Source organism: Bacillus sp. RC252 (assembly GCF_044909215.1).
Lineage (GTDB): Bacteria > Bacillota > Bacilli > Bacillales > Bacillaceae_G > Bacillus_A > Bacillus_A mycoides.
Genome location: NZ_JBIYDV010000016.1, coordinates 82,456 through 106,314, shown reverse-complemented (window position 1 = coordinate 106,314; position 23,859 = coordinate 82,456). Strand labels below are relative to the sequence as shown.

Here is a 23,859-nt window from a genome sequence, read left to right as displayed (position 1 = left end):
ATACTCACGTGTATATTTATAATAAAACGAGCAACAACTTGTTTCAATGACCACATTTACGCATTTGGGTGATAATACACACATAAAGAAATATGTGTATCAATAACGGAGGAACACCATATGGAGAAAATCGATAGAAGAATTATAAAATCACAAAACGCCATTCAATCCGCATTTATCGAAATGTTAATTGAAAATGGCTTTGACGACATTACAGTAAAAAACATTACAGAAAAAGCAAACATCGGAAGAAAAACTTTCTATCTACACTACCTAGATAAATACAATTTACTAGACAAAATTGTGGACGACCATTTAAATCAATTAAGAGAAATATGCGATATAAAACAAACAAAAGGTTATATAGAAGGAACTGTCATATGGTTTGAATACTTCAAAGAACACAAACCATTTTTCGCAGCGTTATTTAGAAGCAACAGCACATTATCATTTCAAAAAAAGTTCCTAACGTTCATCATGGGGGAACTAGAGAAAAAACTAAATACGAATACGTCAGTAAATAAAAACATTGATAAACACATCGTTTTAAAATTTTTAGGAACAGCTGTCATGGGCATTTTAGAATCTTACGTGTTGGATGAGATTGATAATGATGTTGAGTACGTTGCGACGCAAGTTGGGGAATTGATGAAGAGGAATATATAACGGTTATGAAAAAGTGCACCCGAATTGTTGGGTGCACTTTTTTATATTTATTTAAGTAACTCAACATAGTACAGCGTATCATCCGTCTGAAAATACATAACAGATCCGCGGCTATAATAAGTAACAAATTGAATCGGTTCTCCTAGTTCATTACGAAGATTCATATCATGCACATGATTATTATTTAAATCATAAACAACCAATTTTTTATCTTGAGTAATGAATACTACTTTATCTTGAGCAACCGCAAAACTTTCCGACCATATTTCCCTAATTAAATTTATTTCATTCCATGACATATGAATTTTTTTATCTTTCATTTGGACTAAAGGAAATTCTGAATAATAATAGAGCCAAACGTCTCCATCTATAACGTTCATTGCATAACAATCATCTATAGGAGGTACATTAAACCTTTCCACATATTGATCATAATTATTAAAAATCAAGTGACCTGTAGAGTCAAAAGCAACTATCCCGTTTGCTCCAATCGAGGACTCTCCAAAAACTCCTTCATCACAATAACTAATCCATATATCTTCGTTCACATCAACCTGACAATCTTGAATCCCTTCTCCGGCATAAAACTTACAATGTTCACTTCCGTCCGCATTATAAATAACCGCATTATCCTCTTCATAATTAAATATAAGTAACCATTTCTCTCCGATTCGTTGCATACATCGCACAGATTCAACATCGATATCTACGTTTAAATTGAATTTACTTATATTCACATTATTTTTATCCAAATAAATAATACAAGGTTGATTCGTATTATCTTGTACTAGTAAAATCACATTTTGTTTATAATCCAAACTCACTTTTTTTAACTGATAAGCTTCAACAATATCCTTAAAACTTATTAACTCTTTACATACAATATCTTTCATATAGATGAAAATCCTCTCATTGATTCTAAACATAAAAATAAGCGTCAAACTTCTATACTTTTAATAAGTTTGACACTCGCTCTCAATTATTATTTTAAATACTACCCTTTCATTCTCCTAATCCCACTCCCAGATTGGTGCGGCAGAAAAACCTTCAAGACTCATTTCCATTGAATTTAAAAGTATTTAAAAATGAAGAAAGCTGACTTTTAATACTAAGTATATATTCATGGAATTCATATATATAACAACTTAGCGTGCTATCTCCTTCAAGCTCTTTAAAACTAACTGAAATTTTGAAAGATGTATCAATATCCAAGTGACAAGTTAAAGATAACTCATTTGATTCTGATTTAAAATGTACTGTCACAGATCCCAAGGTATATATTTTTTGGAGGTCTTTGTAAAAGTGATATATATCATTATTGTCAAAATAAAATGATGTCGTTTTCACTTTGAAACCAGAACAACCTAGTTCGCATTCTCCTTTGAAATAAGCTCCACCAAAATAACTATCTCCTTCACCTGAGAAGTCAGTTATAACAATCTTGATGAAATTATCATCCTGCTCGCCTATATGAAAACATTCCATTATTTATACCTCCCTATAATACGTATAACAGCTTGGCTAATAAATAACTAATCTAAAGTATAATTGTGGAAAATTTATATTTATAAGTTCATCTAATCTCTTATTGGTAATGAAGGTGTCTGACCTTTTTTTGATTTAGAATTATAATGATAGTATAGCGTTTATCCTTATGTTTTTATAGCCAACAAAAATTAATGTGTACAAAAGAGAGAAAAATCTACATCAGCTTTTCTCTCTCTCAATCACTTCTCTATTTATTCTCCCTCTTCTAAAATCCCATATTGCACCCAACAAAATATTCGTTTCCCTTTAACAGCATATATTGTTTGATCCCTTGAAAAAATATACTCAAATTGAATAGGATTTCCATCGCTATCTACTGTTAACAGAGTTGCTAATTTTTTATTTACAAGTGAATATGCATGTATTTGATTGTTATCTACACCAAAGATAATATTATTTTGCACTTTTAAATATAGTGATGTATGATTCAATGTTGTTTCATACAGAATAACTTGTTCGCATCGTTCTTTATTAATCTGTGTGAATGAATACGTTCCTTGCTCGTTATAGTAAGACATTAAAATATCACCTGTCTTCTGTATATGTATCGCTGTACAATCACAGACAGATCTCTTTATTGAATTATTAAATTCATTAGTAATTAAATCGCCATTCTTAGAAAAAATAGCTAGTCCGCTCTTTTCCAATTTATTAGTATCATATATATTTTCCCAATCTATCGAATCGAACTCTTCATCTGAAATAAACAATTCATCTACCGAAGTAAATATACCTTCTTCACTATAGCCAACCAATAAATGTTCTTCTTCATCAACTTGAAAATATTTTATTCCATTTCCCAAATAATATGAAGTAATGATATTTCCTTTTTTATCAAAAATTGTAGCCGTTGTATCTTCCTTTTTCTCAACGAAACTTTTAACCAAAATCCAATTTTCTCCCAAATATTGAATGAAGTTAAAATATTGATTATTTTCTATAGTATACTCTTTCCAAACGCCACCTTTTAACGAGTGTATAATTTTATAATAATAAGTGTCAGTAACCTTTTTATCCAATACTAAAATTATAATATCTTGTTTATTGCCCGTTGTAATACAGAGAATTTCTCCTTCTACATATGAAAAATCCATCCGCTTATTAAATACTAGTTTTTCCACAACTAACAATCCTCCAATGAATCAATAATAATCTAATTCCCCTCACTCCTGAAAACCTTCTTTATATTTATACTTTTACAATCGATACAAGCTGATTCCATCACTGAATGTTGCTGTTACAGACTTTATTTCTTTTCCACTCTCTACAACTTTAACACTTGTACGGTTTCTAAAACTATCATATATGCAAGATTTACTTCTTCCATTTTGTAATGTCGCGTTTAAAACGTTAGCGCAAATGAATTAAAATATTTTCTTATACGAATAAACATCAAACAAGGTGTACTATCTATCTTATTTGCGATGAATGAATAATGGAAACACAAGAAATTAAACCCATAAAATAACTTTCCTTCATTACCTATTCCCCTTAATATACCAATCAGTAGCATCAATTTTTTCTAAAAATCCTTATCCCAAAAACAAAAAAATGCAGCCCCTATACGTACTCATATAGGGACTGCACCTTATTATTAAATAACAAAATCCTCCGGAATAAACACTTTCACTTCTCTCGGCTGTACGTATACAAAGTCACCCGTTTGAATGCCTAGTTGTCTAAACTGTTCTTTACTAATTTCTGCTTCTAGATACTCATCTGTTCCGTCGCGCTTCAATTCTACATATACGACAGGGCCAACTGCGTGAGAGTATGTTACTTTCGCCGGGATGGCATCTATACTTTGTTTCGTACGATCGATTGATAAGTGATGTGGTCTTACATATCCCACTCCGTCTACGTTTGAAACGTGCTTATGCTCTGGTGCTTCTAGCTCCACTGATCCTACATTTAGCTTACCTTTATGAACGCGGCCGTGAAATAAATTCACGTTTCCTAAAAAGTCGTATACGAACGGGCTTACCGGTTTTTCATATACTTCTTCCGGCGTTCCCATTTGTTCAATGCGTCCTTCATTCATTACAACGATGCGGTCCGCAACGTCTAACGCTTCTTCTTGGTCATGCGTTACGAATACGCTCGTAATTTGAAATTCGTCATGTAGTTTCCGAAGCCATCTTCGCAATTCTTTCCGTACTTTTGCATCAAGTGCACCAAACGGTTCATCTAGCAATAAAATTTTCGGTTCGACTGCAAGTGCCCGGGCTAGTGCGATACGTTGGCGTTGTCCGCCAGATAATTGCGCTGGATAACGTTTTGCGAAACCATCCATTTTTACTAGTTTCAATAGTTCTGTTACTTTTTCTTTTATTACTTCAGCTGAAGGTCGTAAGTTTTTCTTTCTTACTTTTAAACCGAAAGCGACATTTTCAAATACATTCATATGTTTAAAAAGTGCATAGTGCTGGAAGACGAAACCGACTTGCCGGTTTTTCACGTGAATATCAGTTAAATCTTCCCCATCAAAAGAAATCGAACCTCCATCCGCTTCTTCTAGGCCTGCAATAATTCGTAATAACGTCGTTTTCCCAGAACCTGATGGGCCTAATAAGGCAACAAGTTCTCCTTTTGGAATATCCAAATGAATGTCTGTCAGCGCTTGAAATGTGCCATATTGTTTTGATACATTTTGAATTTGAATACTCACCGCACTCACTCCTTATTGTCGTTTTTCCATTCTCCATTCAATCCAGTTTTTTATAACGAGCGTAAAAACTGCGATGAGTGACATTAAAGTCGCCACAGCGAACGCTGCTGAAAATTGATATTCATTGTACAAAATTTCAATGTGAAGCGGCATCGTATTTGTCATGCCGCGCACGTGACCAGACACAACGGAAACGGCGCCGAATTCACCAATGGCCCGGGCATTACATAAAATCATGCCGTATAAAAGGCCCCATTTTATATTCGGAAGCGTAACGTGCCAAAACATTTTCCAGCCGCTTGCGCCAAGTGATAGCGCCGCTTCTTCTTCACTCTTCCCTTGCGCCTGCATTACCGGGATTAATTCACGCGCAACGAATGGAAACGTAACAAAGATCGTCGCAATGATAATGCCAGGGACAGAGAAGATGAGCTTTATCCCGTGTTCCATTAACCATCCGCCAAAGGCTGCACGAGGTGTAAAAAGTAAAACGAATACTAATCCTGCGATAACTGGTGATACAGCAAACGGCAGTTCAATAAGAGATAATAATAGTTGCTTTCCTTTAAACTGAAACTTCGTAATAAGCCAAGCTGCTGCTATTCCGAATATCGTATTCAGCGGCACAACAATTAATGCAACGAGAAGTGTTAACCTGATTGCCAAAAATGCTTCTTGATCTGTTACAGCGGCAATATATACATCAATTCCTCGTTCGAATGCTTTCATAAAAATTGTCACGAGCGGCAGTAATAGAAAGAGAGATAAAAATAAAATTGTTATCGTAATGAATAAAATTGGTACAAACTTAGATTCTTTTTTAACTGATACGCTTTTTACTATTTTCTTTTCTAATAATGTTGGTTCCATTTTCTCCCCTCCTATTCACTTTTCAGTTCATGCCTTCTGCTCCAAGTTTGAATCATATTAATAAATAGTAGGAAAAGGAGAGAAATAATAAGCATCACAGCCGCTACAGCTGTTGCGCCTGCATAATCATATTGTTCTAGTTTCGTCATAATCATAAGCGGTGCGATTTCTGTTTTCATCGGCATATTACCTGCAATGAACACGACAGATCCATATTCCCCTAACGCCCGAGCAAAGGCGAGTGAAAAACCAGCAAGCAAGGCCGGGAATATTTCTGGCAAAACGATTTTCACAAATATTTGAAAGCGTGATGCCCCTAAACTAGAAGCTGCTTCTTCTACTTCTTTATCAATACTTTGCAGCACTGGTTGCACCATTCGAACGACAAAGGGTAAGCCAATAAACGTAAGCGCCACAATAATGCCGAGCTGGGTAAAAGCTACTTTTATATGAAACACACTAAATATTTTTCCAATAAAGCCATTTTCCGCATAAAGCGTCGTAAGTGTAATACCAGCTACAGCAGTCGGAAGAGCGAATGGTAAATCGATTAGTCCGTCTAATAACCGCTTCCCTGGAAATGTGTAGCGAACGAGTACCCAAGCAATTAATAAACCAAAAATGGCATTTACGATTGCCGCTGCAAGTGAAGTTGTGAAACTTACTTGATAGGAATGCAACACGCGCTCACTCGTTATAACCCCAGCAAACTTCTTCCAGCCTAGCTGCGAAGTTTGAATAAATACGATAGAAAGTGGTATAAGTACGAATAAGCTCATATACAGCATTGTAAATCCAAGAGATAATCCAAACCCTGGTAAGACACGCTTCTTCCTCATATAACGTCACCTCATCCCCCCTTATTTTTTATACATTTGATCGAATACGCCGCCATCATTAAAATGCTTTTCTTGTGCTTTTTTCCAGCCTCCAAATAGTTCATCAACTGTAAATAATTGAACTTTCGGAAATTGTGATGCGTACTTTTCTGCTACTTTTTCATTACGAGGGCGATAAAAGTTTTTCGCCGCAATTTCTTGCCCTTTTTCTGAATACAAATATTCAAGATATCCTTCTGCTACTTTTTTCGTTCCTTTTTTATCAACGACTTTGTCTACAACTGCTACTGGCGGCTCGGCAAGTATACTAATCGAAGGTGTTACAATTTCGAATTTATCTTTTCCAAGTTCTTTTTGTGATAATAACGCTTCATTTTCCCAAGCGATTAACACATCACCAATTCCTTTTTCAACGAAAGTCGTCGTTGCCCCGCGTGCTCCTGAATCTAGTACTTCCACGTTTTTATAAATTTGACCGACAAACTCTTTCGCTTTATCTTCACTATTGTTATATTTCTTCAGTGCATATCCCCACGCCCCTAAATAGTTCCACCGTGCTCCCCCAGATGTTTTCGGGTTTGGTGTAATGACAGACACACCTTTTTTCGTTAAATCATCCCAATCTTTAATTCCTTTCGGGTTTCCCTTTCTAACAAGAAATACAATCGTTGATGTATACGGAGTAGAATTATCCGCAAGTCGCTTCTGCCAATCTTCTGCTAGTTGTTTCTTCTTACTAATCGCGTCAATATCATAAGCGAGCGCTAGTGTTACAACGTCTGCTTCTAAGCCGTCAATAACGGAGCGTGCCTGACTTCCAGATCCCCCGTGTGATTGCTTTACATTTACTGTTTGACCATGCTTCTCTTTCCAATACTTCGCAAAGTCTTTATTGAAATCTTGATATAACTCACGCGTTGGATCATATGAAACATTTAAAAGTTCGACTGTCTTCTTATCTGCACTTCCTTCAGAATTGTTAGTGGATGTTGCCGAACCACACCCTGACAAAAGGACAAATGCTGATAATAAAACACCTGTACTTTTCATTAATGCTGTCTTACTCCACTGTTTCATATATAAAGCCCCCTTAGTTTGTACAATAGAAAAAGGCACACAATCTATTCACAAAAGTGAACGTTGTGCGCCTTCAGTTTCTCTGATGAGCTTCTATTGTATTCTGTTTGATTTCTTTCCATTTTAATTCCGTAATTCACATGTGTCAACTTGGAATTTAGAATTATTATATAAGAAACTTCATACAAGCTAAAAATCAGCGGGAATGGAATCCCACTGATTTTAGTTTCGATTTATTTCTTTAACTTATCTGTCTTCGCAATAAATTGAGCTGCTTCTGCGCGGCTTACTGATTTATCTGGAGCCCATCCATTATCTGTTCCAACTGAAATATTTTCTTGGATTAAAATGTTCGCATACTTCGTACCCCAATGATCTTTTAAGTCAGCAAATTCTTTTGGTAGTTTAATATTTTCATTTCTTTCTAATTTATATGCATTCACAAGCATAGAAGCCATTGATGCACGGTTAATTAGCCCGCTCGGATTAAAGTTACCCTTATCATCACCTTTTACAATGCCAGCTTTTTCAACTGCTGCGATATAAGGTGTAGCCCAATGATTTTGAGCATCGCGGAATGATGGCTTCGCATCTTTATTAATTTCTAACCCTAAAACAGTAGCTAATATTTTTGCTGCTGAACCACGATCGATATTTTCAGCTGGTGCAAATGTACCAGCTGGCTTACCGTGTACTGCCTCTTTGTCTACTAAATATTGAACTGACTCTTGTGCCCAAGTCGGTACATCTGAGAACTTAGATTTCTTTTCAATTGCACTGGCATCGATTTCAAACTGCACTTGATATTTATGGTCATATTTAATTGCTGGAATTAATATGTGCATTTGCATATTATATTTTTTCGAGAACTCATCGATTTCAAATTGAACAACTTTCGTGCCATTATTTGTTTTATCTTCAGAGATCACTTTCACATCATGGAATGTCCCTACTTTATTAGTATCTTCTACTCTAAGGTACTGGAAATAGCTACTATCTTGAATTGTTAACGTAACGATTTTTTTATCACCTTGAATTGTTACTTTTGCATTTTTTAAATATGTAGAAGCAACAGATGTTTCATTCGTTTGATCTTTATAAGTTTTTAAAATAACGTCATATGTGCCATCTGCAAGTTTACTAGCTGCCTTCATTTCAATCACATCTGCTTTTGCAATTGGCGCATTGAAACCACTTAGTGGAACTGCTAAAGTTGCGGCTATAACGAATGCATTAATATATTTTTTCTTAATCATTATCAATACGACATCTCCCTTTATATGAATATACCCAACATAACTATCATATTGATAATGATTATCAATGTCAAATAAAAATTTAAACGAATACTACCTATTTATTACATAAATATGCTTTCCGATCATTTTTAAACAATAAATAATGAGCAGTATGCACTTTTCTCTCTAAATAGTCTAATGAATACGTACCCGATGGATCCACTAAATCCCCAATCGCCCCTGAAAGGTGATCAATTACTTTTTGCAATGTTTCTAAGTTCTTCTTTTCATTCTGCATATTCATTTCATCCATAATGTCACAAATAAGATATTGTACTTTCCGTAAGCGTAATTCCTTCTGCTCCACGTATATCTCCTCCTTATTAGTCATATTACGTTTTAAATATATGGGCTTATAGCTTAACCAATTCTAAAAAATAAAGTGAGACTTCAATCAGTAGGAATTTTGTCCATCCAAACTAATCCAGCATTTACAGGACAAAAAGATATCCATCTCTAAACATGCAGTCATAGAGATGGATATCTTTATTTTTACACTTGCAATGCCTTCTCTCTCAAAGCTCTTCGTAACAACTTACCAGTTGTATTCTTCGGCAATTCTGTTAAAAACTCAATGCTCTTTGGCACTTTATATTTTGCTAAATGTAACGCGCAATAATGCATAAGCTCCTCTTCTGTTACGTTCGTTTGTTTCAGAACGACGTAAGCTCGCACTGCTTCTCCTAAGTTTTCATCAGGAACGCCGATTACGACAACTTCAGCTACCGAATCATGAGTATATAATACTTCCTCTACTTCACGAGGATATACGTTATAACCACCAACTAAAACAATATCTTTTTTGCGATCGACGATATAGAAGTAACCTTCTTCATCCATTTTCGCTAAGTCTCCTGTATATAGCCAGCCATCTTTAATTGTCGCTGCAGTATCTTCTGGCGCATTATAGTAACCCTTCATAACGTTAGGTCCGCGAACAATTAATTCCCCAACTGCGCCTACAGGTACTTCTTCCCCAAGTTCGTTCACAATTTTATTTTCTACGTGCCAAATATTCGTGCCAATAGATCCTGGTTTACGAGGACGGTCTAACGGGTTAAAACAAGTAACTGGTGATGCTTCTGATAAACCGTATCCTTCTGAAACGATAACGTCAAAACGTTTTTCAAAGTTTTGCAGAAGCGCAACAGGCATCGATGCACCACCTGAAATACAAAGGCGAAGCGTCTTCACATCTTCTGCGCTCGCTTCTTCGAATAAATATAAGTAATTGTACATTGTCGGTACACCAGCAAAAATCGTTGGTTCGTACGTGCGACAAATACGGAATACTTCTTTCGGACTAAATTTCGGTAACATTAAAATAGTCGCCCCGTTCACAATCGGCGCATTGACCGCCACTGTTAAGCAAAATACATGGAACATCGGCAGTGCCGCAACGACGCGATCGTCCGCAGTATATTGTAAATACGACGCCACATCGCTAGCATTACTATATAAATTTTTATGTGTTAACATAGCGCCTTTTGGCTTTCCAGTTGTACCTGAAGTGTATAAAATAACAGCTACATCTTCTTCATCTAGTTCAGGACCTTCGTAAGTTACATCTCCAGTTCCTATAAAACTAGTAAACGTTTTCATTTTTTCAGTTTCTGTATGAGTAAAATCTGATGAGGTTTCGCATATGATGATATTTTCAAGTGAAGGAAGTCTTGTTGTAAGAGATTGTATAACAGGTAGAAGGACGTCGAGTACGATGATTGTTTTTACATCTCCATTTTGTAATATGTAATGTATTTCGTCTGCTGTATAAATTGGATTAATCGGAATGACAGTTGCTCCAGCTTTCATCGTTCCGTATAAACCGACTAAAAAATGTGGTGAATTGCCTACAGCTAATGCGACATTGTCCCCTTTTCCAATGCCCATTTTTGCTAAATTGCTAGAAAACCTAGTGACCATTTTGTTTAATTGGTCATACGAGACCGACTGATCCATAAATATGTATGCCGGTTTATCCCCCTTATTTTTTGCCGTTTCAGCCAAAGATTGAACGAGATTCACACAAATCCCACCTTTATAAAATTTAGAATATTTAAAAATTCTAAATTAATTATATTAAAAGAAAATTAAAGTAGCAAGTGATATTCTATTAATCGAATATACATAAACCACTTTCTTCCAGAACACTTTAGTAAGATACGAGAATTACATGTAAAAAAAGCAGGTACAAACATATAGTTAAACTATAGCTAAAATCATTTTAGGATAATATGCACTCATCTTTCCCCTAAGTTTTTCAACTTCCTCTTTATTTAAAGCCGTATACTCTCCATACAAATTGAGAGCGTCCGCTCCATTTTCATGAATGTACACTGTAACATATAATGTCGGCAATCCTTTGTTATCCTCATCTATCGACAAGCCGAAATCTGGCGTTTTACCAACGGTACTAAACGTTTCATTTCTTTTCCATTTCTTATTTTGAAACATAGTTTGTATATCATTTATTTTTTGTTTGTTATTTGTATGCGTATAATATATGACATTATCCTTCGCTGGCTTGCCAATAGACAAAGTCGTACGGTTTGAAGAAGTTTCATCGTTACAAGCTGTCATTCCAATAACGAAGCTGATCAATAATATAAAGTGTATTATCCTTTTCATTTCGATCATCCTCCTTTAATTATATATACTTCCTTTATAATAAAAGAATGTCCTGCTAGTAGATGTTTTTAGGGACGCTTTTAACGGTAAATGAATTCATAATAAAAAAAGCCATCCCAAAAGATATTTCGGGATGGCTTCTTCTTTTAGAAGAATAAATGTAAGAAATCTTCTGTTGTAATATTACCGAAATAGCGTACGATATCTACACCTTCTAAAGCTACAGTGAATGCATCTTTATCAAATTGTACACCTGTTAGACGCTCTTCAATGTCATGAACATCTAGTGATCCGAAGAAGTCACCGTAAATTTTACATTCTGTTACTGTTCCTTTTTTCACTTCAAGACGAACGTCAACTTGTCCAACTGGGAAGCGGTGTGAATGTTGTAAGTTGAACTTCGGAGATTTTCCGTAGTTCCAATCCCAATTTTGGTAGCGCTCTTCAGAAAGTTTATGGATTTCTTTCCAATCATTTTCTGTTAATTCGTACGTTGGAATTTCTGTTTCTCCTTCGAAAATTGTTTCTAGAAGAAGTTGTCTAAACTCTTCTGTCGTCATTTTTTCGTTTAAGAACTCTGTAATATTCGCAACGCGGCTACGGATTGATTTAATGCCTTTTGATTGAATTTTATCCATTTTCACTTTAAGTGCTGATACAACGTGATCGATTTCAGAGTCAAATAGTAACGTACCGTGACTAAACATACGACCTTTCGTTGAGAACTGCGCGTTACCTGAAATTTTTCTACCTTCAGCTAAAATATCGTTACGACCACTTAGTTCTGCATTTACGCCTAATTTACCAAGCGCTTTCGTTACAGGCTCTGTGAACTTTTTGAAGTTGCTGAAACTATCTCCATCATCTTTCGTAATAAAGCTGAAGTTTAAGTTTCCTAAATCATGATATACTGCGCCTCCGCCTGATAGACGACGAACGACATGAATTCCTTGTTCTTTTACGTAATCTGCATTAATTTCTTCTACTGTGTTTTGGTTTTTACCAATGATAATCGAAGGTTTGTTAATGTAGAACAGTAAATATGTTTCGTTAATATCTAAATTCTTCACACAATATTCTTCAATTGCTAAGTTTATTCTAGGATCTGTAATCCCTTTATTATCAATAAATAACATCGTATCACCTCATGAGTTCCAAATGTAGCCACTATGCGCTAGCGTAATATGGCCACTGAAAATTTGTTTTGCTTCTGTTACTAAATCAGATGGGTTGCCTGTATGCGGTAAGTGCGTTAATAAAAGTTCTTTTACATTTGCATCTTTCGCAATACTTGCTACTTCTGTACTATTCATATGCCCTGCTTTTGCAGCCTCTTGATGTGCATACATATTACACTCACAAATGAAAAGATTAGCATCTTTTGTGAACGGAATAAACTCAGGAATATAACTGGAATCTGCGCTATATACTATAGCGTCACTACCAGCTGTAATGCGCATCGCAAAACATGTAACAGGATGAACAGTTTTTAAGAATGAAATCGAAAACGGTCCAATTTGAAGTGTTTCTTCTGGATTGTAGGCGATTCCTTTCGTATGCGGCTCATGCGTTAAAGAACGGAATCCATTCTCGTCAAACGTATGACCGTATATTGGTAATTCCGGTAGTTGTCCCTTCGCCCCGCTCATAATTAATCTCGCATATTGCAATACCCCAATGTCTGCAACATGATCGTGATGATAGTGCGACAGTACAACTGCATCTATATGAGATGGTGTTATATATTTTTGAAGCTGTGCTAGTACACCACTGCCACAGTCTACAAGTAAACGAAAACCATCGTGTTCAAACAAATACCCCGACGTTGCTTCTCCCGCTTCTGGAAAGCCGCCCCAAAAGCCGATAACAGTCATCTTCATATGTATCCATCCTTTCTAAAACCGCGTAGGAATGCCGTTTTTCTCCGTACTTGAGAAAGTTTTTTACTTACATCCTACATTGTTAACTATAATCCATTTCCTAAACTTTTTCATTAATTTTCATTTTTGTTATAAAACAGTTGTTGACTTTTGTTTTTTGTACTAATACAATGATAGTAAGAAATGGAAATGGAGGGATTGACATGATCGATCAACCAATGGAGTTTTTCCGAAATTTACCGACGAAAACTTGTGCTCATTGCGGGAAGGAAATTGATGAGCAGCACGAAGCATACCATAACAAATGTGACGATTGCGTTCACGAAGAATAGTAGTTTGTAAACATAAAAAAACCTAGCAGACATAGTCTACTAGGCTAATAACATCTTATCCTTCATCGTTGAACCTTTCACCAAGAGCTCCAGTTCAAACTCATATAATTCTTTTTGTCGATAATTTTTCGTATGGATTTTATCCATCATTAAGTCGACAACTTTTCGGGCCATCTCGTCGATTGGTTGTTCAATTGTCGTAATACCTGGCTCTGTAATCTGCGCTAAAATTTGATTATCAAAACCGATCACAGCGAGATCTTCTGGAATACTCCAACCATGGCGTTTCGCCTCTGAGATAATTCCAGCTGCAACCTCGTCGCCTCCTGCCAAAATCGCGGTAGGATTTTTTTTGTCCTTTAATACTTCATTGAATATTCGTTTTCCATCATCCCAAGAGAAAGCGTTTTCAAGAAAATCGATCGCTTCCACTTCTCTACTCTTTTCAGTAATAGCGCGTAAAAAGCCCATTTTTCGCTGTTGGCTCACTACTTTCGTTTCGTTACCACGGCAAAATATCAGATTACGATATCCTTGTTCTAATACATGATTGGCAGCTATGTATGCACCCTGTGCATGATCGAACTTCACTGTTGGAACATTTGCTTCCTCAATATATTCATTACATAACACGATTGGACCGTGTTGCAAGTATGGCTCCACATTCTCCCATGGATTTTCTAGTGAACATAGAATAATCCCATCTACTTGTTTCGTAGATAATAATTGTAAATACTCCATCTCTTTTTCCGGTAAATATCTTGTTTGACAAATAATCAGTTTATATTTATGTTCAGAAGCAGCAATCTCGATTGCTTCAATAAATCTACTAAAAAAAGGATTTGTAATCCTTGGAACAAGCACCGCAATTGTTTCTGTTTTTTGTTTACGAAGCCTTCTCGCCGCAGAATTAGGAACGAAGCCTAAATGCTTCATTGCTAATTGAACCCTTTTCTTCTTCTCATCTGAAACATATGGATGATTATTGATCACCCTAGAAACCGTTGTCCTTGATAACCCCGCTAATTTCGCCACGTCCTCGATAGTCGACACGAAATTTCCCCCTTTGCATGAAAACGTTTTCTTATACTGATTATATAGTATATTATTGGAAACTGCAATATAGGTTCTTATGATTTTACTATATTAATATTATACATAGGGAAAAGTCTGTTAATGGCAGGGAATTACACACTACTTTTAGAATTTCACAATAAGAATATTTATAAAATAAAGGATGATATTTCATGAATCGGACGGATCGTTTATTAGCTATATTAATTGAATTACAAAGAAAACAAACCGTTACAGCACAAAGCTTAGCTGAAAAATTTGAGACAAGTATACGCACTATTTATCGAGATATGGATGCACTTAGTGAATCTGGTGTCCCGCTTTTCGCAATGCCTGGCCACGGTTACTCATTAATGGATGGTTATTTCTTACCACCCATTCACCTTACGCCTGAAGAAGCTGTTACTCTTTTATTAGGCGGTGATTATATCGAGAAAACTTTCAATTCTTCTTTTTCTGTACATGCGCAATCAGCAAAAGAGAAACTTGAGGTAGTCCTCCCTACTGATCAACAAAAGAAAGCCCGAGAGTTACGAGGAACTTTTCGTTTTCTTTCTCCTATATTTTCAAACCAGCAAGCCGAGCAAGAAAAACTAGAGAGCCAACTTTTCTTGTTACAAGAAGCTATTCAAAGAGAGCAATCTATCTCCTTTTACTATCGTAAACCAAGAGATATTACAAAAATAAAACGGACCGTTCACCCTTACGGTTTAGTCAATATTTCAGGAATTTGGTACATCGTTGCTCATTGTCTACTTCGAAAACAAATACGTAATTTCCGTTTAGATCGTATGGATGAATTGCAACAAGAACAAGAGTTTTTTACAAAACCTAAAGACTTTTCTTTACAAGACTATCAACCTGAAAACAATCGCACTGTTACAATTCATTTATTGTTCTCATCTCATATTGCACATAAAGTTATTGAGTCACGATACTTTTTTATAGATTCCTACGAGTATAAAGATAATGATTTTCATGTCTTTTTGAAATCCAGAAACATAGACGAAGTATTTCAATGGGTATTAAGCTGGGGGAGCCGAGTGCAAGTACTAGAGCCAAAAATTCTTTCTGAGAAAATCCGTGATGAAGCAAAAAAAATGTTACAACTTTAATTTTTTCATTTTACTGCTGACATAATGTTGTCAGTAGCCCTCCTTTATAGTAAGTATCAACATATACATTTTCATAAAAAGGAGCTAACGATATGAACAGTACTACCACTTTAGAGAAATTTGAAAGTTTAGCAACATATTACTTAGAGGAATTAGAAAAGTACTCTATAGAACAATTTAGGATGAAGCCTTCTAATGAGGAATGGTCTCTCGGTCAAATGTATAATCATTTACTTTCGGCTACGTATATGCAGTTAGATGCAATCGCGAAATGTGAAACTGAAACACCATCTGTAGCTAACAGCAAAACGGATATGGGTGAAAAAGTATATATACTGGGAGGTTTCCCCGACATACAAATAAAGGTACCTAATCACCCTGGATACACACCTGAAAATCCAACTAACAAAGAAGAAATACAAGAGCGTTTTCTGAAATTAATTACAATCGTGAAAAACGCTGAGCCAACGCTAACTTCTATTCCTAATGATTGTAAAGTACAGCACCCTGGACTTGGTTACTTAAATGCGGCAGAATGGTTCCTGCTCATTTCTATGCATTTTGCACATCATCTTCGTCAGAAAGAAAGATTGGAACTTAAGATTTGCTAAGTGTAAACACTTCTACTAAAAAAAGGCTCCCAATATGCAATATTGGGAGCCTTTTCAAAAGGAATGTATACAATGAATCCAATTGTAACAGTTGCAAAACAACTATTACATAAAGGCGAAGTTATTGTATCTACTTTAAAATGTTCACTTACTGGCTATATTATTACACATAATGTCCCTCGTTCCGGAGTGTTACTTGCCACTAATAGGAGGGTTATTTTTTATGGACAATCATTCAAATGTTGTAAAGATGCATTGATTGTGGAATTTGAATATAAAAAAATTCTATCCATAGAGACGAAAAGAACATTCTTTGATAAAAAACTAATATTTTACTATGAAGACGAATATATAACGGTGGGACAAATTTTAAGCTCAAATATTGAGGGTTTTTTAAATGTAATACAGAGAAAAAGAATTCAATAAAGTGAAACTTTAATCAGTCGTTGATTTTATTCATCCCCCACTGATTATTAGCCTACACCAATCGGGATTTTACGGAATAAAATACTTTTCATCTAAAAGAGAAGTACAGTTCACCTTTCTTACAACTGTATTTCTCTCTCATCCACACTTCTCTTAATTTACTTATCACCCTAATTCTTATAACCTATTATTAAAATTAATAAATTTTATATGGGAAATTATGTTACAATTAACTTATACATATTTTGGAGGGAAAATAGTGAAAAAAGCTATTATAGTATTAAGCATCCTATATCTTATTTTAACCGTACATACGGGAGCTGTTCTTTTAGGAAAAGAAGATTATAGAGGTGCTATCAATACATTAAAAGAAACGAAGGAAGTCTCTTCATTTCAATCTGCAAAAGACGGTGTGATTTTATTAAAAGGAACATTAACTACCGCGCAACCTATTACAGAGGAAAAACTTCAAAATAAAGAATTTGCACTTCTTGAAATTAATACATATAAACGACGAAAGGCAAATTGGAAAAACATTGATACGGAGCAGCATATTGCAAAGCAGCTCTTACTAAACAATGAGGCTCTTCCTGCATTAAAAGAAATCCGCTTCTCAATGGAACCAATTACACTGTCAGGAAAAGATATTTCCGCCGAAGACTACACACTAAAAAAAGATGATACTCAATTAACAATTAAAGGTAAAGGATACCGATATACAGGAATAGAAAACAAATCAGACACTCTTATTTTTGGTATAAAAAAAGGAGATACACTTGAAGGTTATAGTGGCTCTGAAATTCTAATAGGAAAAACAAAAGAGGACATTTCCAGCAACATGAAACTATATACTTTTGCTGAAAGATATGGTCCATTTGTTTGGATTGTAGCAACAATTATTCTTATAAGTATTGTTATATACTTGTTCCGTAAAAATAGAAAAACAAATGAACTTTCTCAACCAATAAAACAAGACCAATAAAAAAGGCACCATTTCGGTGCCTTTTTTTATTGGTCTTATTTAAGCTTCAATCGATTGATTCTCAGCAATATTTTTAAACTGTCGTTTGTGCATCCAAGTTAATGAAGCAATTGTTCCAAGTGATAATACAACGATAAAGATCATTAATATCCCTATATTTTGCCACATGAAATTAAAATCACCGCTTGATACGACTGCTTTAAATCCTGATACAGAGTATGTCATCGGTAGCCAAGCATTAAATGGTTGTAAATACTTCGGAATCAACTCTAGCGGGAATGTTCCAGCACTTGTTGTAAGCTGAATAATTAATGTGATGATTGCGATGAAACGCCCTGCATCACCGAATGCTGTTACTAAACATTGAATTAATGAAATAAACGCTAAGCTCGTAACAATACTAAAGAGTATAAAGTATGGAATACTTTGTACTTCTACACCTAACCAGAATAGTAATATGACATCTGCTACTATTGCTTGAATAATACCGACTGATAGTAAAACACCAAACTTACTAATAAACCAGCTGAATCCTGATTTCGGAACGCCGACTGTATCGCGTAATGGGTATACGATAGATAATAGTAATGCCCCAACGAATAAACCGAGTGATAAGAAATACGGCGTAAATCCTGTTCCGTAGTTTGGAACTTCCGCCATTTTCTCCGTCTTCACTTTTACTGGGCTTGCAAACATATCATACGTTTTATCCGTTCCTTTCACTTCACCAGTTTTCTCTGCCCCTTCGCCAAGTTTCTCAGCAAGTTCACCTGAACCATCATTTACTTTTACGAGGCCATCTGTTACTTTTCCTGATCCATCTGCTAGTTTATTTACTCCGTCGATTAGCTGGGTTGAGCCAGTGGACATTTTATTTAGGCCACCATTTAGAGTACCTAAGCCAGTTGTTACTTGACCCGATCCATCTGCTAATTGATTTACTCCACCTGACATTTGATTTGCTCCTACAGATAATGTTCCTAAACCGCTTGTCACTTGACCTGATCCACCTACTAATTGATTTACACCACCTGACATTTGATTTGCTCCTGCAGATAATGTACCTAAACCGCCTGTTACTTGACTTGAACCGTCCACTAATTGGGTTACTCCACCTGACATTTGGTTGGCTCCTACCGATAATTGACCTAATCCTGCTGTCACCTTTCCAGATCCACTTTGTAATTGAGTTACTCCATCAATTAGTTGACCTGATCCGTCTTTTAGTTTATCGGCACCTATTTTCACATTAGCTAAACCTTCACCAAATCCATGAAACTTACTAACAAATTTGGTTTGTTCGTTCGTTAGTTTCTCAATACCCTCCGTTAAATTCTTCACCTCTGCTGGATTTGATAGTTTATTTTGCAATCCACTTGTTGTTTGATGTATTTCACCTTTTAATTGTTTTACTTCTTCATTTAATTTGTTTGTTCCACCTGCTACTCCGGCAGCTTTTTGCTGAACTGTCGCTGTACTTTTTGCCGCATTTGCTATAAATGGTTGTAACTGCTCTTGATATTCTTTTGGTAAACTTTCAATTTGCTTTTGCAAATTCGCTACATCTTGCGCTGCAGTTGTTGCATCCCCTGCTGTTGATTGAGTAAATTCATTTAACTGATTTACGTTTTCTTCAGCCCCAGTCATTTTCTCATTTACTGTATTTAATATAGAAGGAATATTCGACTGCGCTTTCTCTAGGCCTGCAACAGAATTTTGTACTTTACTATTTAACTCCTGCAAACCTGTTTGAATCTCTTGGGAACCTTTTTCTAATTCACTTTGTCCTCCAACAAGTTGTTCCATACCATTTGATAGTTCAGTTGTTCCTGTTTTTAATTCATCTGATTTACTTACCAATTTGTTCAAACCACCGGTCACGTTCTCCGATCCACCTTGTAATTCATCAATTCCTTTTTGCATTTCACCTGTTTTACTATTTAACGTATTTAAACCTGCTGTCACCTTTCCGGATCCATCTTGTAATTTCCCTATACCAGTCTGCATTTCACCTGTTTTGCTACTTAACGTATTTAAACCATCTGTTACTTTTCCAGACCCATCTTGTAATTTACCTATACCTGTCTGCATTTCACCTGTTTTGCTATTTAACGTATTTAAACCATCTGTTACTTTTCCGGACCCATCTTGTAATTTATTAGATCCATCTGCTAATTTCTGAACCCCATCCTTCATCTCTCCAGATTTCCCTTGAAGTGTATGAAGGCCATCCGTCACTTTACTTGAACCATCATGCAGCTCACTTGATCCACCGTGTAGTTTATTTGCTCCTTCCGCCCCATCTGCTAATCCTTTTGAGACGTCTTTAATGGAATCAAACATTTTCTCTGCATATGTTTTCGTTAACGTGCTTGATACTTCACCTTTAATTTTTTCAATGGCTGTTCCGCCAATTTGTGAAGATAAGAAGTTTAAACTTTCATTTGGAATGTATTCTAAGTTTAATGGTTTCGGATCGTCTTTTAATAACGTTGTAGCGTTACTTGAGAAGTCATCTGGAATACGTACTAACATGTAATACTTTCTGCCTTCCATTCCCTCTTTCGCTTCTCTTTCACTTACAAATTCCCATTTAAAACTTTTATTATCTTTTAAGTTATCAACGAGCCCTTTCCCGACCTCAATTGGTTTCCCATCAAGTTCTGCACCTTTATCTAAATTGACTACCGCAACTGGCAAGTCATCTAGCTGTTCATACGGATCCCAAAAGGCCCATAAAAACATACCCGCATATAAAATCGGTACAAATAAAACCGCAATGATTGGGATTAATATTTTTTTGCTTTTTATAATCTCTGCAAATTCTTTACTAAGCAACTTATGCCATTTCATAATTTATCCCCCTTTTTAAAAATGACCAAAATTCATTCATGGTCATTTTTACCCAAATAAAAAGGCTATATCTGTTCATACATATGCCTTATCCCCGAATTTATACTATGCACATTTTCATCTACATGATTATATTTAACCATCCTCCTTATACGATTGACCAATTTGTTCAATTAGTCATTTTTTATAATATTAAAAGGATTATCTTAATTTGACAATCCTTTTAGTAAATAAAGTTCGAATAATTCCGATATTTTTTCTTTTTCTAACGGTTCATGATTTTTTTCCCAATCAAAAATAAGCGATACGTATAGGCGAAGCATAATAAACGCTGTAATTTCTGGATCACATTTGCTAATTTCCCCCTTTTCAATCGCAATTTCTAAATACGATTGAATAACAGAAACGATTTCCACATCTACTTGTTGCATCACTTCTTGTACTTCTTTCGTTCCCATATCACGCTCTTCTTGAATTAGTTTAATCATAAGCTGATGTTCTTTTCTAAATTCTAATATACTATATAATGCTCTATGTACATTTTCAAAAAATGAAATATCTGAACGAATTGCATTTTCTGCAACTTGCTTCATTTCTGTAATTAAATTAGAAATAATTTCACCAAATAGCTCTTCTTTATTTTTGAAAAAAGTATAAATCGTTCCTTTTCCTACATTCGCTAACTTCGCAACTTGATCCATCGTCGTCGCCTTATAACCGAACGCTGAAAAAGACTTTGTTGCAGCTTCAATAATAGAACGTTTTCGATCTATCGCCACATCGTCACCTCCAAAAATGACCAATTGGATAATATAGTCAATCAGTACATCTTTGATATTACCACACGCTTACATTCTATACAAGTTCTCTTTTTTATTATTCCCAGTATAAAAAAATTCCAGTCAAGTTATATCATACTGTCCATAGTGTATCAAAAAGTATACTTGTATGGAAAGCAAGTATATATTCATAATAATTGCTGGCTAAATCACACTAGAAATCTAATTAAATAGACAGTGTTCTTAAAACCAAAAGTTTAAGAACACTGTCTTTTATTTTGACATAGAAAGTAATATTTTCTCCATCTCTTTCTTAGTTAGCTCATCATCGATTATCTCTTCGTATATCTTTGTACTTCTTGTAAAAATATCATTCACTATAACAATTTGATACTCACTATTCTTACCTTGTGCTGGTACAAACATTTTGACACCTTTTAACTTACCCTCTCCATGAGAAGATTTATTATAGACCATTCCTTTCCCGTCTAAACTATAACTTTCTAGATTATCTTCTCCAGGCATCATGTAGTGTAGTGGATCCTTATTACCACCTACATACATTCTTGACTGATAAATTGTAAAACCATATTTCCCTTTTGTATATTCTGATTTAATAACTAATTCTACATCTCTTCCAAAATATGAATCAGCCCATTCTCTTTTTAACTCATAACCTTCAGTCATATAAGTCGGCTGCTTAATTTGAAATGGTACATGATCTTTCGCTTCTTCTATAGTATATGTTAAAGACTTCTCCAGCTTATCTCCAAGCGGTTTTAATGTCTTCTCAATAGTAGCTAGTCTTTCTTGATCAGCTTTCTTCAAGCGTTCAGGTTTATATTCCATTGTATCTCCATCATAATTCTCAGGCACATTTTTCTTAACCATTGCTTTTTTATGAATTTCTTGCGCTTCCTTAAATAATTAAACATACTGCTCAAATTCTTCTTTTGTAAAATTCTTTTCTGCCAAATACAAAAAATCTGTATTCCTTTTATATGACTTTATTGACATCCCCCATTCTCTACTTGCATTCTCCGGTGTACCTAATACTGTTTCTATCGCTTTTTCAAAAGCCGCTTTAGATTGCTTTTTTTCTACAACTTTTTCTTTCTGTCTTTCATCCCCCTCAGTTATCCTTGCATTTAATAAGAATCCGCCTGCTATAGCTGCTATAGCAATGATTCCAAGTAAAGAAAGACGATACGATTTCTTTTGGAACTTTTTAATCATAACGATTCTCCTTTTTAGTGTCCGTTTATTTCTACTTAAATTTGCTAGGCTGGGTGCTTGATAGGAATAATGTTCTAAAAGGGTAATAATTGTATGGCCGTATGCAATTTGCTCTTCTTTATCTATAAAAGTAAGCGCATATGCATCACAGGCTAATTCTTGATCTTCTCGCATACAGAAATAGGCATACCAAAGAATCGGATTGAACCAATTTAATAGGAGCAAACTGTACATAATCCAATTTACAGCTACGTCGTTTCTCTTAATATGAGCTAACTCATGGTAAAAGACATATTGTAATTGTTGCTCATTTAATACTTTCATATGTTTTTTTGATAGTAATACTTTCGGACGAAAGAAACTGAAAACAGTTGGGCTCGCAATCTTTCCTGCTAGACGTAATGAAACTGCCTTCTTCATTTTCATAGACTGCTTACAGCGATTAAACACTGTAACGACCTGTTCATCCGTAATATCTGATTGTTTCTTTATGTAAGAATATAACCGTCTATTTGTAATAAACGTGATGATTGCTAATACGATTACCCCAGCTAACCAAACATATAGAGCAAGTTTGTATAAAGAAAATGTAGTCTGTTGTTCCGCACTCGCGTTTACTTCAGGTTCACCATTTTTTGTCACAGTTTCAGAATTTGATTCCAATTCCACTGTATGATTGGTTTCTATGTTCACTATACTCTCAGTAGACGGCATATTTTTTGGAATAACTTCCGATACACTAGAACTATAGGAAAGTAATGAATAAATACTATAAGAGCTATCTGGTGACCACGGTAAAAAAAGTCGTATCATTAGTACGATCCACAGCATATATTGCCATCGGGGCGTTAATTTATTTCTAAATAGAACTTTTATACATAAAATAAATCCAACTAATATGCTAGCCATAAGTGACGTTTCTATAAGCCAATCAAAAAAATGAGGAAGGTATACATTTATAAGCGTGTCTATCATTG

At 35.2% G+C, this 23,859-nt stretch carries 22 protein-coding genes and 1 pseudogene; 6 read left to right on the top strand and 17 right to left on the bottom strand.

Features of this window, described 5'->3' with window-relative positions; genetic code table 11:
- The first annotated feature begins 120 nt into the window (after nt 1–120).
- The gene (locus ABH960_RS21430; RefSeq protein ID WP_404448319.1) at nt 121–666 is read left to right on the top strand and encodes a TetR/AcrR family transcriptional regulator; all 546 of its coding nucleotides are present in this window, start codon (nt 121–123) and stop codon (nt 664–666) included.
- A gap of 47 nt (nt 667–713) precedes the next feature.
- Here ABH960_RS21430 and ABH960_RS21425 read toward each other — a convergent pair whose 3' ends face one another.
- From ABH960_RS21425 to ABH960_RS21365, 13 genes are all read right to left on the bottom strand, one after another.
- On the bottom strand, nt 714–1,559 hold the full coding sequence (locus tag ABH960_RS21425; RefSeq protein ID WP_404448346.1) for a hypothetical protein: 846 nt from the start codon (nt 1,557–1,559) through the stop codon (nt 714–716).
- Between the two features lie 154 nt (nt 1,560–1,713).
- Nucleotides 1,714–2,151 (bottom strand): WapI family immunity protein, encoded by a 438-nt coding sequence (locus tag ABH960_RS21420; protein ID WP_404448317.1) that lies wholly within the window; start codon nt 2,149–2,151, stop codon nt 1,714–1,716.
- 254 nt (nt 2,152–2,405) lie between these two features.
- Complete coding sequence (locus ABH960_RS21415) at nt 2,406–3,335, bottom strand: hypothetical protein (RefSeq protein ID WP_404448315.1); 930 nt, start codon at nt 3,333–3,335, stop codon at nt 2,406–2,408.
- A gap of 473 nt (nt 3,336–3,808) precedes the next feature.
- A complete protein-coding gene (locus ABH960_RS21410; protein WP_404448313.1) occupies nt 3,809–4,882 on the bottom strand; it encodes a sulfate/molybdate ABC transporter ATP-binding protein in 1,074 nt (357 codons plus the stop codon).
- A 12-nt stretch (nt 4,883–4,894) separates the two neighbouring features.
- Nucleotides 4,895–5,752 (bottom strand): sulfate ABC transporter permease subunit CysW, encoded by an 858-nt coding sequence (gene cysW / locus ABH960_RS21405; RefSeq protein WP_404448311.1) that lies wholly within the window; start codon nt 5,750–5,752, stop codon nt 4,895–4,897.
- A gap of 11 nt (nt 5,753–5,763) precedes the next feature.
- The gene (gene cysT / locus ABH960_RS21400; RefSeq protein WP_404448309.1) at nt 5,764–6,591 is read right to left on the bottom strand and encodes a sulfate ABC transporter permease subunit CysT; all 828 of its coding nucleotides are present in this window, start codon (nt 6,589–6,591) and stop codon (nt 5,764–5,766) included.
- 21 nt (nt 6,592–6,612) lie between these two features.
- A complete protein-coding gene (locus ABH960_RS21395) occupies nt 6,613–7,668 on the bottom strand; it encodes a sulfate ABC transporter substrate-binding protein (protein ID WP_002011197.1) in 1,056 nt (351 codons plus the stop codon).
- A gap of 233 nt (nt 7,669–7,901) precedes the next feature.
- Nucleotides 7,902–8,924 carry an S-layer homology domain-containing protein gene (locus ABH960_RS21390; RefSeq protein WP_404448307.1) on the bottom strand — a complete coding sequence of 341 codons (1,023 nt, stop codon included), beginning with the start codon at nt 8,922–8,924 and terminating at the stop codon, nt 7,902–7,904.
- A 97-nt stretch (nt 8,925–9,021) separates the two neighbouring features.
- Complete coding sequence (locus tag ABH960_RS21385; RefSeq protein ID WP_404448305.1) at nt 9,022–9,273, bottom strand: hypothetical protein; 252 nt, start codon at nt 9,271–9,273, stop codon at nt 9,022–9,024.
- A 185-nt stretch (nt 9,274–9,458) separates the two neighbouring features.
- Complete coding sequence (locus tag ABH960_RS21380; RefSeq protein ID WP_404448303.1) at nt 9,459–10,991, bottom strand: fatty acid--CoA ligase family protein; 1,533 nt, start codon at nt 10,989–10,991, stop codon at nt 9,459–9,461.
- A 177-nt stretch (nt 10,992–11,168) separates the two neighbouring features.
- A complete protein-coding gene (locus ABH960_RS21375; RefSeq protein WP_404448300.1) occupies nt 11,169–11,594 on the bottom strand; it encodes a hypothetical protein in 426 nt (141 codons plus the stop codon).
- Between the two features lie 146 nt (nt 11,595–11,740).
- On the bottom strand, nt 11,741–12,730 hold the full coding sequence (gene lplA / locus ABH960_RS21370; protein WP_002030357.1) for a lipoate--protein ligase: 990 nt from the start codon (nt 12,728–12,730) through the stop codon (nt 11,741–11,743).
- 9 nt (nt 12,731–12,739) lie between these two features.
- Nucleotides 12,740–13,474 carry an MBL fold metallo-hydrolase gene (locus ABH960_RS21365; protein WP_404448297.1) on the bottom strand — a complete coding sequence of 245 codons (735 nt, stop codon included), beginning with the start codon at nt 13,472–13,474 and terminating at the stop codon, nt 12,740–12,742.
- Nucleotides 13,475–13,677: 203 nt separating this feature from the next.
- Between ABH960_RS21365 and yhfH the strand changes: the two genes are divergently transcribed.
- Nucleotides 13,678–13,806 (top strand): protein YhfH, encoded by a 129-nt coding sequence (gene yhfH, locus ABH960_RS21360; protein WP_000567010.1) that lies wholly within the window; start codon nt 13,678–13,680, stop codon nt 13,804–13,806.
- Nucleotides 13,807–13,845: 39 nt separating this feature from the next.
- Here the strand turns inward: yhfH and ABH960_RS21355 are convergent, their stop codons facing one another.
- Nucleotides 13,846–14,859, bottom strand: a complete 1,014-nt coding sequence (locus tag ABH960_RS21355; RefSeq protein WP_098167236.1) for a LacI family DNA-binding transcriptional regulator — start codon at nt 14,857–14,859, stop codon at nt 13,846–13,848.
- A gap of 194 nt (nt 14,860–15,053) precedes the next feature.
- Between ABH960_RS21355 and ABH960_RS21350 the strand changes: the two genes are divergently transcribed.
- From ABH960_RS21350 to ABH960_RS21335, 4 genes are all read left to right on the top strand, one after another.
- Nucleotides 15,054–15,995 (top strand): helix-turn-helix transcriptional regulator, encoded by a 942-nt coding sequence (locus tag ABH960_RS21350; RefSeq protein WP_002134866.1) that lies wholly within the window; start codon nt 15,054–15,056, stop codon nt 15,993–15,995.
- A 92-nt stretch (nt 15,996–16,087) separates the two neighbouring features.
- Nucleotides 16,088–16,606 (top strand): DinB family protein, encoded by a 519-nt coding sequence (locus ABH960_RS21345; RefSeq protein ID WP_113733983.1) that lies wholly within the window; start codon nt 16,088–16,090, stop codon nt 16,604–16,606.
- 72 nt (nt 16,607–16,678) lie between these two features.
- Nucleotides 16,679–17,032, top strand: coding sequence for a PH domain-containing protein (locus tag ABH960_RS21340; RefSeq protein WP_404448290.1), 354 nt, complete (start codon nt 16,679–16,681; stop codon nt 17,030–17,032).
- A gap of 220 nt (nt 17,033–17,252) precedes the next feature.
- Entirely contained in the window at nt 17,253–18,014 is a 762-nt protein-coding gene (locus ABH960_RS21335; RefSeq protein ID WP_404448287.1) for a hypothetical protein, read from the top strand.
- A gap of 39 nt (nt 18,015–18,053) precedes the next feature.
- Here ABH960_RS21335 and ABH960_RS21330 read toward each other — a convergent pair whose 3' ends face one another.
- The 3 genes and pseudogenes from ABH960_RS21330 to ABH960_RS21320 all read right to left on the bottom strand — a co-directional run bounded on the left by ABH960_RS21330 (nt 18,054) and on the right by ABH960_RS21320 (nt 23,857).
- On the bottom strand, nt 18,054–20,867 hold the full coding sequence (locus ABH960_RS21330; protein ID WP_404448284.1) for a YhgE/Pip family protein: 2,814 nt from the start codon (nt 20,865–20,867) through the stop codon (nt 18,054–18,056).
- A gap of 206 nt (nt 20,868–21,073) precedes the next feature.
- Nucleotides 21,074–21,646 carry a TetR/AcrR family transcriptional regulator gene (locus tag ABH960_RS21325; protein WP_000963368.1) on the bottom strand — a complete coding sequence of 191 codons (573 nt, stop codon included), beginning with the start codon at nt 21,644–21,646 and terminating at the stop codon, nt 21,074–21,076.
- 273 nt (nt 21,647–21,919) lie between these two features.
- Nucleotides 21,920–23,857: pseudogene (locus ABH960_RS21320) on the bottom strand (M56 family metallopeptidase).
- Nucleotides 23,858–23,859: the final 2 nt, after the last annotated feature.

Excerpts from the sequence above, each read along its gene's own strand:
- ABH960_RS21430 (WP_404448319.1), top strand. The coding sequence starts at position 121 with ATGGAGAAAATCGATAGAAGAATTATAAAATCACAAAACGCCATTCAA.
- ABH960_RS21425 (WP_404448346.1), bottom strand. The coding sequence starts at position 1,559 with ATGAAAGATATTGTATGTAAAGAGTTAATAAGTTTTAAGGATATTGTT.
- ABH960_RS21420 (WP_404448317.1), bottom strand. The coding sequence starts at position 2,151 with ATGGAATGTTTTCATATAGGCGAGCAGGATGATAATTTCATCAAGATT.
- cysW (WP_404448311.1), bottom strand. The coding sequence starts at position 5,752 with ATGGAACCAACATTATTAGAAAAGAAAATAGTAAAAAGCGTATCAGTT.
- cysT (WP_404448309.1), bottom strand. The coding sequence starts at position 6,591 with ATGAGGAAGAAGCGTGTCTTACCAGGGTTTGGATTATCTCTTGGATTT.
- ABH960_RS21395 (WP_002011197.1), bottom strand. The coding sequence starts at position 7,668 with ATGAAACAGTGGAGTAAGACAGCATTAATGAAAAGTACAGGTGTTTTA.
- ABH960_RS21390 (WP_404448307.1), bottom strand. The coding sequence starts at position 8,924 with ATGATTAAGAAAAAATATATTAATGCATTCGTTATAGCCGCAACTTTA.
- ABH960_RS21375 (WP_404448300.1), bottom strand. The coding sequence starts at position 11,594 with ATGAAAAGGATAATACACTTTATATTATTGATCAGCTTCGTTATTGGA.
- lplA (WP_002030357.1), bottom strand. The coding sequence starts at position 12,730 with ATGTTATTTATTGATAATAAAGGGATTACAGATCCTAGAATAAACTTA.
- ABH960_RS21365 (WP_404448297.1), bottom strand. The coding sequence starts at position 13,474 with ATGAAGATGACTGTTATCGGCTTTTGGGGCGGCTTTCCAGAAGCGGGA.
- yhfH (WP_000567010.1), top strand. The coding sequence starts at position 13,678 with ATGATCGATCAACCAATGGAGTTTTTCCGAAATTTACCGACGAAAACT.
- ABH960_RS21350 (WP_002134866.1), top strand. The coding sequence starts at position 15,054 with ATGAATCGGACGGATCGTTTATTAGCTATATTAATTGAATTACAAAGA.
- ABH960_RS21345 (WP_113733983.1), top strand. The coding sequence starts at position 16,088 with ATGAACAGTACTACCACTTTAGAGAAATTTGAAAGTTTAGCAACATAT.
- ABH960_RS21340 (WP_404448290.1), top strand. The coding sequence starts at position 16,679 with ATGAATCCAATTGTAACAGTTGCAAAACAACTATTACATAAAGGCGAA.
- ABH960_RS21335 (WP_404448287.1), top strand. The coding sequence starts at position 17,253 with ATGTTACAATTAACTTATACATATTTTGGAGGGAAAATAGTGAAAAAA.
- ABH960_RS21330 (WP_404448284.1), bottom strand. The coding sequence starts at position 20,867 with ATGAAATGGCATAAGTTGCTTAGTAAAGAATTTGCAGAGATTATAAAA.